This window comes from Novosphingobium sp. HII-3 (assembly GCF_002916655.1).
GTDB lineage: Bacteria > Pseudomonadota > Alphaproteobacteria > Sphingomonadales > Sphingomonadaceae > Novosphingobium > Novosphingobium panipatense.
Genome location: NZ_PPSM01000046.1, coordinates 1 through 12,578, shown reverse-complemented (window position 1 = coordinate 12,578; position 12,578 = coordinate 1). Strand labels below are relative to the sequence as shown.

General features: G+C 56.1%; 7 protein-coding genes and 3 pseudogenes. 3 read left to right on the top strand and 7 right to left on the bottom strand.

Annotated elements, in window-relative coordinates; translation table 11 throughout:
- Positions 1–599 precede the first annotated feature (599 nt).
- The 7 genes and pseudogenes from C2R25_RS15175 to C2R25_RS15145 form a co-directional block, all read right to left on the bottom strand.
- On the bottom strand, positions 600–1,538 hold the full coding sequence (locus tag C2R25_RS15175) for a sensor histidine kinase (protein WP_103730014.1): 939 nt from the start codon (positions 1,536–1,538) through the stop codon (positions 600–602).
- Between the two features lie 582 nt (positions 1,539–2,120).
- Positions 2,121–2,516 (bottom strand): annotated as a pseudogene (locus tag C2R25_RS15170) (IS481 family transposase); the annotation flags it as partial.
- A 136-nt stretch (positions 2,517–2,652) separates the two neighbouring features.
- A pseudogene (locus C2R25_RS15165) lies at positions 2,653–3,087 on the bottom strand (ATP-binding protein); the annotation flags it as partial.
- Positions 3,088–3,132: 45 nt separating this feature from the next.
- Entirely contained in the window at positions 3,133–4,209 is a 1,077-nt protein-coding gene (locus tag C2R25_RS15160) for a phosphotransferase family protein (protein WP_158250691.1), read from the bottom strand.
- Between the two features lie 99 nt (positions 4,210–4,308).
- The gene (locus tag C2R25_RS15155) at positions 4,309–5,310 is read right to left on the bottom strand and encodes a hypothetical protein (protein ID WP_146049677.1); all 1,002 of its coding nucleotides are present in this window, start codon (positions 5,308–5,310) and stop codon (positions 4,309–4,311) included.
- Between the two features lie 71 nt (positions 5,311–5,381).
- Positions 5,382–6,476, bottom strand: a complete 1,095-nt coding sequence (locus C2R25_RS15150) for a phosphotransferase family protein (protein WP_103730011.1) — start codon at positions 6,474–6,476, stop codon at positions 5,382–5,384.
- A gap of 46 nt (positions 6,477–6,522) precedes the next feature.
- Positions 6,523–8,724: a TonB-dependent receptor gene (locus C2R25_RS15145; RefSeq protein WP_158250689.1), complete on the bottom strand. Its 2,202-nt coding sequence runs from the start codon at positions 8,722–8,724 to the stop codon at positions 6,523–6,525.
- A 564-nt stretch (positions 8,725–9,288) separates the two neighbouring features.
- On the opposite strand from C2R25_RS15145, the gene C2R25_RS20515 reads away from it, so the two are divergent.
- From C2R25_RS20515 to C2R25_RS15135, 3 genes and pseudogenes are all read left to right on the top strand, one after another.
- On the top strand, positions 9,289–9,549 hold the full coding sequence (locus tag C2R25_RS20515) for a hypothetical protein (protein ID WP_158250688.1): 261 nt from the start codon (positions 9,289–9,291) through the stop codon (positions 9,547–9,549).
- A 218-nt stretch (positions 9,550–9,767) separates the two neighbouring features.
- Complete coding sequence (locus C2R25_RS15140) at positions 9,768–11,807, top strand: TonB-dependent receptor (RefSeq protein ID WP_158250687.1); 2,040 nt, start codon at positions 9,768–9,770, stop codon at positions 11,805–11,807.
- A gap of 554 nt (positions 11,808–12,361) precedes the next feature.
- Positions 12,362–12,578: pseudogene (locus tag C2R25_RS15135) on the top strand (IS5/IS1182 family transposase); the annotation flags it as partial.

The window sequence follows — 12,578 nt, the reverse complement described above, 5'->3', positions numbered from 1 at the left end:
CAACCAACATCCCTGTACCCGCCGTCCGGAACCCAAACGGCGGCGCTTCTCATGATGAGATGAAGGGGGTCAATTTTAGACGCCGATCACCCCGCTAAGGGGGTCAATTTTGCACGCCGCTCCACACGCTCTGCTCGCCAGACCCAGCGTCAACAGCTCACTTAAGCAGCCATCACGACCATAATCAGGTTCTCGGTAAGCGAAATGAACTAAACCGGAATGTTGCTGGATCCACCCACAGGGTTTAGCTCACGCTTGTTGAGGTATACCGCCTTGATTGCCCGAGCACGAGCGCGTGAAGTTACAGATAAGCAAATAGCCGCGCTCGCCGCCAAGGTTGCGGAACTGAAGCAGGCTCGCGCATCGCTTCGCCGGCTGGCTCAACAATGCGGCACCAGCTCCAACGGGCCATGCCCGATCCTGACTTCCTTCGAGCATTTGGATTGCTGAACCCGATGCTTTCAGTGCCGATTGTGCGATGTTGGTTGAGCTAAGCGGACCCACCGTATGCTCTCCCCATCCTCACCTGTGACATTGCATCTGGCGATTAACAGTGGTCGTTGCGTTCGGACAGACAGTCCACCCGATGTTCACGTCTGCTACCTCTCGGCAGCTAATCTTATTACGCACGTCAAGCCGTCAGAGCGGAAATCGAGCGACACGGCCCGGAATTGGGACTGTTGCGTGATCAGCCGAGTACCGAGACCCGTGTGCGCTGGTTGGCGCACGACAGGCCCACCCTGCTCCCGCCAGTTGACCACGATCTCGCTACCTGAGACATCCCAACTGATATCGACTTGGCCCTCCGGAACGGACAAGGCTCCGTACTTCTGAGCATTGGTGCCGAGTTCGTGCAGCGCCATGACGAGCGGCGTGCATGCGTTCTTCGCAATCGAACAGCTTGGCCCATGTATCGCGACCTGATCACGAGCGTAGGGTGCAACGGCTCCGGATACCAATTCCTGCATGTCACAAGAGCTAAGCACTCCATATCGGAGCAACTCGTTCGCCTTCGCCAGCGCACCCAAGCGCGCCGCCAGTTTATCGTAGAATGCTGCCGCATCGGGTGCCTTCCTGGCTTGCGACACGAGGGCGCTGACCATCTGAATCGAGTTCTTGGTTCGATGCTGCAGTTCTTTGTTGAACTCTTCATTCTGGCGAGCCCGCTCGTAGTTCTCGAGAACCGATTGGCGCAAAACTTGGCCCATTACGATCATCGGGCTTACGGCAAGCGCAAAAAGCCCGATGCTGACGGCGTGATCGGCGCCAATCACGGGTCCGCTCAGCTCGGGCATGAAGAAGTATGCGCCCGCGACAGCACTTCCCAAAGCGGTTGCCACACCCCAACGCCAACCAAGAAAGGTGGCTATCGCCTGCACTGCTGGAAAGTAGAGCAGAAACGGTGAACCATAAGCGCCATTGTCGATGATCCATCGGGCACTCGTCGGGATCGCGATCGCTAGCGCCGTTCGCACCAGACACTCTGTCAGCGGCACATCCGCACGGATTGCCCGCTTGATAGTCTCAGTGGGCTTCATTCTCCTCTCCCACCGACGATGATCCCCTAACGCCGCATTGTAGTCAATCTTGCATTTGACGCAGATCAAACAAGATTTCTATAGGCAGACGATAGCGTAATCTTTCCACGCTTTCCTAGTCTGCAGCCTTTCGTAGACAGGGATACATCACCCGTGGGAAGTAGCGGAAAGATGTTCGCCTATAAACCAGTGGCGCTTCTGCTCGGCAACTTCCTACGATCTCCTTATTACCGCTCAATTTCACTATGATCAAGACTTAAAGACGGTACGCGCGCCACAGTCAGGCCCTCCCTGCAGGCTGTGTATCGATGCAGTAATGCTTGCGCAGCGCACGCCCAGCATGGAGTGACATGCTCTCGTGGGTATAGCCAATGCATCGGCGTCGATGCGCTCGTGGTATATATCAGCAACGAGGCAGTCGTTGCTGTAACGAGGCTGTCAGTGCGGCGCTTGCCGCGAGGCTGATCTGCACAATTGAGCTTGTATATACCGGAAGAGAAAGGGCCGGAAACTCGGCACCGCCGAGAAGAGATCTGCCGATGAGAGCCGTCGATTACAAGGGCGTGGCACTTGCCCTCCAGCGATTGGATAGCTCTTGAACTTCCGCTTGGCGGTCTTCTCCCCTTCAATCTCGGGCAGCCGCGATATGCCATGACGTTGGAGGCATCGGTGCAGCGAAGAGCGGGTCCGATGCGGGATCATCACCTGGAGCGCATAGAGACAATCGTCCAGCGGCAGTAGCGTGTGGCGCCGAAACGCGACCGCCACCGCCTCCTCCTCGATCGACAGCCAGGTCGATCTTGGATCCTTCGGACTCGTGGGCAGCTCGGCCGTGGACGTCCGTTTCTTCCACTTAGCAATGGTCTTCTGGTTGACGCCGTGGCGCTTGGCCAGGGCTCTCAGGCTTTCTACACTATGCTGTATCGCTCGACGGATTGCCTCAGTCGTTGTGGCGCTCCCATGGAGTAACTGGCCCATAGTGCCTCCTTCCACTCGCTCGTTGCAGATTCCGACGATCGCGCGCAGGCATTCCAATCTGATGCCGCGCAGCGTTCCGATTTGATCGCGCGCAGTTGAAGCGGCTGATCGTTGGCTGTCGATGTCGGTGATGTGGTCAAGCGGCAGTTGGCGTTGCGGGCCTGCACATGGATTCGCCTTCGAGCTCGAGGCGGTGAGCGTTGTGGACGAGGCGGTCGAGGATCGCATCGGCATAGGTTGGATCGTTGATCCTCTGATGCCAGCGGGCGACCGGAAGCTGACTGGTGACCAGCGTAGAGCGTTGGCCGTAGCGATCTTCCAGGAACTCGAGCAGGTGGTGCCGGGCGTTGCCATCGAGCGGCTGCAGGCGCCAGTCGTCCAGGATGAGCAGTTCGACCCTGGCGAGGCTCTTCATCCGAGCGGTAATACGTCCATCGCCTTTGGCTACCGTCAGCTCATCATTGAGCCGCGGCATGCGAGTGTAGAGGACCGAGCGATTGTCGCGGCAGGCCTTGTGACCGATCGCGCATGCGAGCCAGCTTTTGCCGATGCCGGTTGATCGATTAGCTATCGCGACGTTCCTGTGAGAAGCCGCCTTCAGTAGTCGCTTTTCCTCTCACGCGCCTTCCGCGATAGCCCACACTGTTTCAAGCCCATCCAAATACGCCTTCATACCGTCAGCCGGAACATTACGGGCCATCGATAATTGCACGGTCAAAAGGGTGAACGCAACCGCCCGCTTGTAGAATTCTAGGTCGCTCAGCTTGCGCCCCGCAACAGCTTCATAATCGGCGAGCCAAGCACCAGAATCTGGAATCCGCGCACTGACTTCTGGACTGGACACGGCACGGTAATACTCATTCGCCATGAGCTGCATCGCAATATCATAACTCGGGCTAACGATGCCAGCCAGTTCCCAGTCTATGACCGCAGACACCTCCTCGCCGTTAATCATGTAGTTGCCAAGGCTCGGATCACCATGGATCAAAGTTAGATCATCGACGTGGTGGCTCGGCTGATTCGCAAACAACCATCGCCTCACGCTATCGAGGCGACTTTGCTGTGCGGGTCGGACCCATTCGACCGTCGTCCAATACCAGTTCAAATATCGTTCGAAGTGGGTTCGCCCTGCACCACGTTTGGTGAATGGCTCCAAATCCATGGCGCGCCAGTCAGCTTTGTGGACGTCCGCTAATGCAGAGAAAATGGAACGGATGCGACGCTTCCGAACGTCGGGTTCTGCATCTCCTATCAGCCCCGCGCTAAACGGCGACGCATGCGCGACATCGCCTTCCACCTTTTCCATGATGAAACCAGGAAGGCCGAGCGCAGCCCCGTCGGGATCGACCCAAAGCCCTTTCGGCACCGCCATGCCGGCGGTGCTCAAGCGACGTTGCAGTTCGAACTGATCCGACATACCATAGTCGAAGAAAATCCGGCCTTCATTCTGCATTGGTGCATAGCGGAGCACAAATGTATCACAGTCACCGCCGATCCTGGCGTCGAAAACCACAACGCCACTAGACGCCCCGGCATTCGCACCTCCGCCGCGAACATTCTCGATTTCCACCGGGGCCGACACATCGGGCTGACCACTGAGAAAATCGCGAATTCGTGTCGGATCTATATCCTTGAAGTTCGGCTTGGTAGCGGTCATCACCGCCGCAATCATCTCCTGGTCGGAATTGCTCATATCATTCTCGATCAACAAAAGGAGTACGCTAGGATCAAGCATATAGAGGCGAGCACCATAGACATATCGGACTGCCTCAATACCATTGCCCTTAGTGTTTCAAAGTTCGTAGACTGCCGTTTTACTCAGGCCATCATCGACAACTAGAAAGCTAACGTCCGTTTGCTTGGGTATATAGCTTCCTCGACCGGGATTCGTTGACAGTTCTAAGTTTACGAATCCAGTCTTACCATTGTACTCGAACGTAGAAATGTTATCTTGCGAGAAGCTGCCAATCGCCGGTATAGGTGTAAGATGCCCCTGAACCACCTTCGACTCAATAGTGATCTTCTCTCCCGACTTTAGAGTCATTACGCCGACGCTGCCCAGGGGCGTTAGACCATCATAGTCAAAGGTCACGGCTACGCGTAAGTTCTCTATCGGCTCTTGCATGCCATTCCTATCAACGAAACCCATCGTCACTGGCGTCGTTTCGTTGAAGTCGAGAAAGAAGCTAGCAAAGCTAAGATCAGTCCCGCAAGTGCCAGTGTACATGCGGTAGCGGTGCATCATTGGTGCTGTGTCGCTCCGCTTACCCCAAGATCGATCACGATGAGCTAGCGCGTCGATGTTATATTCATTTTTACCGATCCTCACCGTACCGCGAATCTTACCACCGCACTCCAGATGGCCATCGGAATTAACCGAGTCTTCGAAATGAGCGGTGTTCGCGCTCGATGGCCAGTTACGTGGAGTGTAAAAGCTTTCGTAAAACTCGATCTCGGCAGACGACTCAGGCTCACTCCACTTGTAGCGCATACGCCCACCGCCCAACGCCTCGGCCGAATGGCCTGCAACTACTTGCTTGCGTGACTGGCGGGCATCCGGGCCGAGGGCCACCTCCGCGCGTTCAGGCGCGTTGAGCAGGAAGCGTTCGCCGTCGACTTTGAAGACGAACAGCATGAGTTGGCCCGTGCCCTTGTTGGGCTTCTGACCGATACGATGAAAACCTCCGACGCCTACTTTGTGGTCGTAAAACCAGTAGCAATCGCTTTCTTGCCAACTCGGATCGGAGGTAGATTGGTGCGGACAATCCCAATGATCTGAAAAAACAGTTTCCATCATCTCTCCTTCTTGTTCTTCGCCATCATCAGATTGACCATGCTACTATCGGCCGTAAGTGCCTCCTACCGTCAGGGACCGTATATCTTCTTGGCGCGAGCGATTTCATCTTCGAGCATGCCTAGATAGAATGACCAGACTTTGTCGAAGTCGTCATGGAGCTCTCTTCCTGACAGGAGGACGCACTGAGTTTTGAATAAAGGAAACAATCTAAAGTAGTCGTAGTGCTCGACCGGAGCACCCGCCTCCGCTTCGAAGCGCGCAATATACTCACCTTCCGTGGGAGTTCCATCCACGGCCTTATCGAGGCTCTTCATGGACTCAGTCACGAAAGCAATCAAAGCGAGATCGGCTTCATTGTGGCCTAAGTAAGCCAACTCCCAATCTAGGATGCCCGCCAAAGTGCCATCCTTGTAGATTACGTTGCCTATCTGGGAGTCGCCCTGAACCAACGTGCCAGCCCTTACAGCAGGTTGTCGCTCCACCATCCAGCGATGAGCAGCTACGATCGCCGCCAACTTTGGATCGTCAGGAGCAGCGTTTAGCTTGGCCTCCTGTAGGTACCAGTTGAGCTCACGTTCTATATCCGTCGCACCCGCTCCTCTCGCTAGCAGGTGCGGTACGACTTCGGGCCCGATCGCTTCCTTCCGCAAACGGCCGTGAAAGCCGGCAGCTTCAAGCATCATGCGCTTCCGCTGCTCCGGGCCAACCTCCGCCAAAGGTCCCTTGGAGTACATGGCCGCAGCGGGTGGCGTGCCATCGATGCGAGCCATAACAAAAGAGGGAAAGCCTGTTAATAGGCCTTCGGGATCCTGCCACAGAGGTTCCGGTACCGGGAGCCCGCGCCCAAAGGCGCCCTTGAGTGTTAAAAATTCGTCCGAAAAGCTCTTTTGCTTAATGACCTTCTGACCGGGTGAGTAGCGGGCGACCAGATCGCGTCGGCGCCGTTCGCCGTTCTCACCGAAGATCGCTGAAAAAAGTAGAATAGCATTAGTCGCCCCCGATGCCTTGGGGACGGCAAACTCACCAAGCTCGACTGGGCCCTCGATACCGGCCTGCGCCGCGATGAAATCAGCGAGCCTGCGAGGGTCCATCGCAGGATGGCCTGCCTTCGCATTCTGAACCGACTTGTCGTAGAAGCCCTGAAGATCTTCAGCCGCCGTCATGCGATCTCGTCCGGAATCGTTAGCATCATGCCGAATGTTGGCTGCCTCATTGCATTTTCACCGACAGCTCAACTCCATATGTACGCGGGGGATTGAACAAGCCGGTTGCTCCGTTCAGCTGCAACACCGTGCCAAGAACGTAGTCCGTGTTGCTGATGTTGCGTATGAATCCACGCACCGTCCACGTGCTATTAGGCTCATACGTTAGGTATGCATTATACAACTCGTATCCCTTCTGCCGCAAGGCTGGGTCGTTGTACTCTCGCAAGCGATAGCCGCTTGTCAGATATGCTTCACCTCTGAGGGTAAGCGTACCCGCGGAGACTGGAACAACGACTTGAGCCCCGAAGGTACCAGACGCGCCTGGCGCCTTGTTGAGGGCCCGGCCCGATAGATCTGTGCCATCAAGGTCTCCGAAGGCTGCTCCGCCTGTCGACAGGAAACGCTTATACTCGCTGTGCACAAGACTGAGATTGCCATCAAAGCTGAGCACGTCATTTACGGCAACCCGACCGTCCAGGTCCAACCCGTAGAGTACACTCTTAGGCGCACCGACGATGGAGGTGCCGAGGATAGTCGACTGCTCAATCGATACGTTTTTGTAATCATAATAGTAGGCCGCGATGTTCAACGTCGCCCGACGATCAAAGAAACGTGTCTTTAGTCCGGCCTCTAACGCATTCACAGTTTCTGGCTTGTACTCGTTACGGCACGTATTGTTGGAAAATCCGCCTGACTTATATCCACGCGAGACTTGCCCATAGGCCATCACGTCGTTTGAAAGGTCGTGCTGTACGCCTAGCCGTCCCGTCGCGGACCAATCCGTTAAGCGTTGTCTTGGATCGTTAGGGGCACAATCGGTCGAGACAACGAGGCCGCCCGGCAGCTCGAAGGTGACGAGCAGGTCGTTCTTCGCCCGCTCGTAGAGGCCGCGCGCACCGCCGAAAATGCGGGTCGTATCGCTGATGCTGATAGTGGCGTCGGCAAAGATCGAGGCGCTTTCACGAATGATCACGTCGCTTGATCGCCGAATCAATGCAACGGGAGATCCTAGAAGACGAGGATCAAGCGTCACGGTTCCTGTCGATGAGTTTCGTTCCCGATAATAGAAAGCACCAGCGAGCCAGTTTATACCGCGTGTGTCACCTTTAAGATTAAATTCCTGTGAAATGGTAGACACTCGCACCCGCTGCACGATCGGAATGCTCAAGTTAGGAAAGATGGGGTCGTTTGGATTGCCTTGGGCCAGGGAATCTAGAGAATTATAGTTGACCCGCAGTTTGGACGCGCCTGTCAGAGAGACAAGCGTCACCCCATCAGCCACGTCGAATGTGTTCTTCCAAGACCCTAGGACGAGCGTGCGATTGCCGTCGAATAGCGTCGGCGAGTTTAGCCGCCGAGGCGTGACGATCGTATCTTGAATTGGCAAGGATAAGCGATTGAGATCATAAGGCTGACGATACGGACCATTGCTGCCTTCACGGCGATAGGTTAGCCGCGTCTCCATGCTCCAATTATCGGTGACATCAGCATCGGCACCCACTCGCGCACTGTGAGAGCGCAAATCATCTAGCTCCTGACCCGTTTGCAGGTTCTTGACGTAACCATCCCTGTCTTCGGCATCCAGGTACACTCGCAGTCGGATCGATTCAGTGAGAGGACCGCTGACGTAAAGAGACCCGCGAACGTCATCGAAGTTTCCGTAGCCTAAAGTGGCTCCCGCCTCCATTTCTCGCGATGGCGCCGCCGATATAAAGTTTACAATACCCGCGGTCGAGTTCTTCCCGTACAACGTACCTTGCGGCCCGCGTAGCACTTCCACACCACCCAAATCGAATTGACCGAGCCCTGCCGCCTGCGGGCTCGAGAGGTATACGCCATCTAGGTGAAGTGAGACCGAGTTCTCACCAGCGCCGGTGGTGAACGTGGTGCCAACACCCCGAATTGTGATGTTACTATTGCCTGCGACTGGATCAAATTTAAGGCCTGCTATAGAACTCTGAAGATCCTGCAGGCTGCTGATCTGGCGATCCTTGATCGTCTCGGCGCTAAGAGCATTTATCGTGGCCGGCACATCCTGGATATTCTGGCTACGCTTCTGCGCTGTGACCACGATGTCCTGGAGCCCTCGTCCTGCTTGATCGGTACCAGGCTGAGCATTCTGCGCGTCCTCCTGAGCGAGTGCTGGAGTGCCGATCAGACAGATCGCTGCCAGTGCAGTGGAACCGGCCCAACGCTGAACCATCATGATCATATTCCCTCTCTGAAACTTTATATCTCACCGGTAATGCGGCTTGGGAGTGAGCATAAATGAACCTTCCGGACACCACAACCCATCGCCTGCAGGATCTAAGAAGTTTTTGTGATCTACGCGTTGCATCTGCGCACCACCCGCCATTTGCGCGCAGCCGCAGCATGGCGGGAAGACGGCCCAGCTTGTATCTGAGAAGATCAATCTGGAGGAGATGTCCATAGCCGCAGTTCATTGCGCGCTCCAACGGCACATCGGTCGCTTCACCAGTCGTAGATGCCGGTCGACTTAGATGAACACTCGGCTTTCTGCACTATTGCTAAGCTTCAATACCGGAAAATCGATCGCGAGGAGCCTGGCGTTTGAGCTGCGGAATGGTTGGACGGCATTACGACAGCAAAGAAGACTGTTGCGCGTCGGCAGGCTCGCGCACGCCGCCGCAGCCATGCCCTAGACCGCCTGCGCGAGATTTCACGCGAGTCTGTGGCTGCCTTTAGGAAGACAAATGATAGCTCGGTAATCGGTGCTACGCCTCACGCTAGATGATAGGATACGGCGATCATGATTGAAGGCGAACACGGCCCTTACACATCAAGCCGATGCGTAATCGGCGAGATGCTGCTCTTCGTAAAACCCAGTTTTTTTTCCGCGGCTGCGGCATGGTCGCCGGTGGTGCTGATCGCAAGCACTGTCACCCCTCACATGATGCCGCACAGCTACCAGTGCGAAGGAAGGAGCCCACAACGAAATGACTTATTGCAATGCCAGCGCCGGAAACCTTATATGGCGGCGCCGTTGGGCGGAGCTGGCGACACGATCTGAAGTGGCCCTGCTGGGAAACCAACAAGAACGGGGAGGTTCTAATGAACGTTAATACACGAGCTGCCCTGATGCTCGCCTGGCTGAGCTCCAGTTGCCTCCTGAGTGGGGCCGCCTGGGGGCAAGCCGCTACACAGCCGGCAAACAGAGCTGCAGCAGTTGGAGCGGCGTCGGGAGAAATCGTAGTTACCGCTCAAAAGCGTAGCGAATCCATTCAACGTGTGGCCGCATCTATCACGGCCTTGTCAGGTGACGCGCTTGTTGAACGCGGTCTTAGCAGCGCGGAGGGCCTCGCCGCACAAGTCCCGGGCTTGCAGTTCTCCGAACATGCGAACAGCACCCTTTTCGCGATCCGCGGCATCAGTCTCGATGTCCTTACCGGTGCCGGCGAACCAAGTGTCGCCATGCATATCGACGGAGTGTACCAGCCGCGCGCGACAGCCCCCCTGATTGATTTGACTGACGTGGAGCGCGTAGAAGTTCTACGCGGGCCGCAAGGGACGTTATACGGGCGAAACGCCACCGGCGGCACAATCAACTTTATCTCTGCTACGCCTACAAAGGACTTTGAGGCGGGCATCACCGTTGGTGCTGGATCCTTCGATCAGCGTCTCTTCCGCGGGTATATCTCGGGCCCCATCATCGGCGATACAGTGCGTGCCCGTCTTGCTGCCTCTTATGACGAGAATGACGGTGCATTCCGGGATCAATCTGGCGAACGGCTCGACGGTCGCAAGCGTACTTATGTACACGGCAGCGTCTCGGTGGGTACGGGTGGGCCACTGTCAGCCGACCTCAGCGGCTACTATATTCGTGAAAAACTTACGGGGCCCATCCAGGCCCTTGTTCAGCAAGGCCCTTTCTTTGAGCTCGTATTTCCCAATCGGCAGGTTAGCTACACGACCAAGCCTTACCGTGTCTTCAATGATTACGTGCCTCGAACGGCGCGTGATCTAAAGCTTTTCACCGGTCGCCTCAGCTGGGAACTCTCGGACAGCTTCACTCTGCGTTCCATCACGGGCTATGCAGCTTCAGATTATCGTACGCGGTTTGACGGTGACAGCACCACATTGAATTACATCGCCGTAGGCGACCCCGCCACGACTGGGCCCCGCACTGGGGATAGCCGAAGCTTCTCGCAGGAGATAAATCTAAGCGGTGATGTTGGCTCAATCGAGTTTGTCGCCGGTCTCTTCTTTTTTCGTGAAAGATTTAAGCCTTTTGTAGCCTTCAACTTTCCGGAAGGAATACCTGGCGCCGCGGCGCCCAACACGAACTTCTTTGCTAAAGCGGATGAAAAGACCAAATCATACGCTGCCTTTGCCGATCTAACCTATCACGTATCGGATCGCTTCCGTGTGGTCGGCGGGCTGCGTGGCAGCAAGGACCGCAAGATCTATGATCAAACCTTTGGATTTTCACTGCCTGGCTTCCCGGTCGGAACCGGACCGGGCATGGCTTGCGTGAACGAGCGATACGCGGAAAGCTGGTCTTCGCTCACCCCGAAGGCGGGGCTGCAATTCGACGCTACCAGCCGAACCATGATGTACGCCCAGTACCAAAAAGGGAACAAGTCGGGTGCGTTCAACCTGACTGTGTGCGGCAACGAAGTGGATCCTGAAAACATTTCCTCCTATGAAGTTGGCATTAAGTCCCGCGTTCTCGATAACACTTTAACGCTTAACCTTTCTGCGTTTCATTATGACTACAAAGACTTGCAAGTTCTGAGATTTGTCACTGTCGGAGGCGTAGATACGAGCATCCTCGATAATGCGGCAACGGCAAAGGTGGATGGTTTTGAGCTCGAGGCGGCTGCGAGGCCCTCGCCTAAGATGGGCGTAAATGTCGCCTTCTCCTATCTCGACGCGAGATACAGCACTTTCCTGGCGGGCACCGGCAAGGATTACTCCGGAAACAGACTGAATCGCGCGCCAAAGTTTACTGTAAAATCGGGAGCCGAGTACCGGCTTCCGCTTACAGGACTCTTCTCCGAACTGACGTTACGCGGAGAGCTCAACCTCACCTCGCGCGTGTACTTCTCACCGGACAATAGTCGATCATTGAGCCAAGACTCGGTCACTATCATTAACGCCTATGCTACCCTTGCTTCGGAGAACGGGATAGAAGCCAGGGCATTCGGTCGCAATCTGTCTAACGTTGCCGTCCTAGCTAACGCGTTCCCGTCATCGACTCAAAACGCAGTTCAGGGCTTCTACGGTCTACCGAGAACCTGGGGAATCGAGTTGTCCAAACGTTTCTGAACCGAGCGGTGCGGAGGCGGGTCAACGGGCAGCTCCCAGGAGCCTTATGTCAATTTGCAGTCGTGCGAACTACAGCCAGCAAGCAAAGCGGCCGCTTCGTCGTGCCTGTAACGCATCCCGCCTTATCTGAGACGATAAAACCGCCGCCTCGCCATCGCAGCGCGTCCAGCGCTCTGCACTTGATGGTCAATCGGCGGAGTCTCTTTAAGAGCACATTGACGTTAAGCCGAAACGAAGCGCAAAGTCGCGACGAGCAGATCGTGTGTTGTAGACTACCGCCACGAAGGAAGAGGCGATGGATTGACAATCGCCTTCGAGCTACTCGCAGGATTTACGCGACTGGGTGCGAAGATTGAGGGTGGCGGCATGCCGGTGCGCCAAGCGGCAATCATGTTCGGCATGAGCAATCCCGTACCTGTATGAAGCCGGGAACAACCGAGGCCGGGGCCCGCGCGGCACAAGCCGCGCGGAGCGGCGGAGCTGGACGCCCCCAAAAACCTCTGGCGTGTTGCGGGGTGAAATGATTCACTCGGCCTCGGCAAACGAGGTGCGATATGAAGGTGTCGGGGTTTTTCGCGATCGGCGAACATCTGCGGCGGCTTTCCGAGACGGGGGATCCGCTCGAGGCACTGGGCCGGATCATCGATTTCGAGGCGTTTCGGCCAGTGCTCGACGCCGGGCTTGGCTATTCGGACGGAGCGAAGGGTGGCAGGCCACCCTATGACCCCGTGACAATGTTCAAGGTGCTTATCCTGGCGGCGCAGAACAACG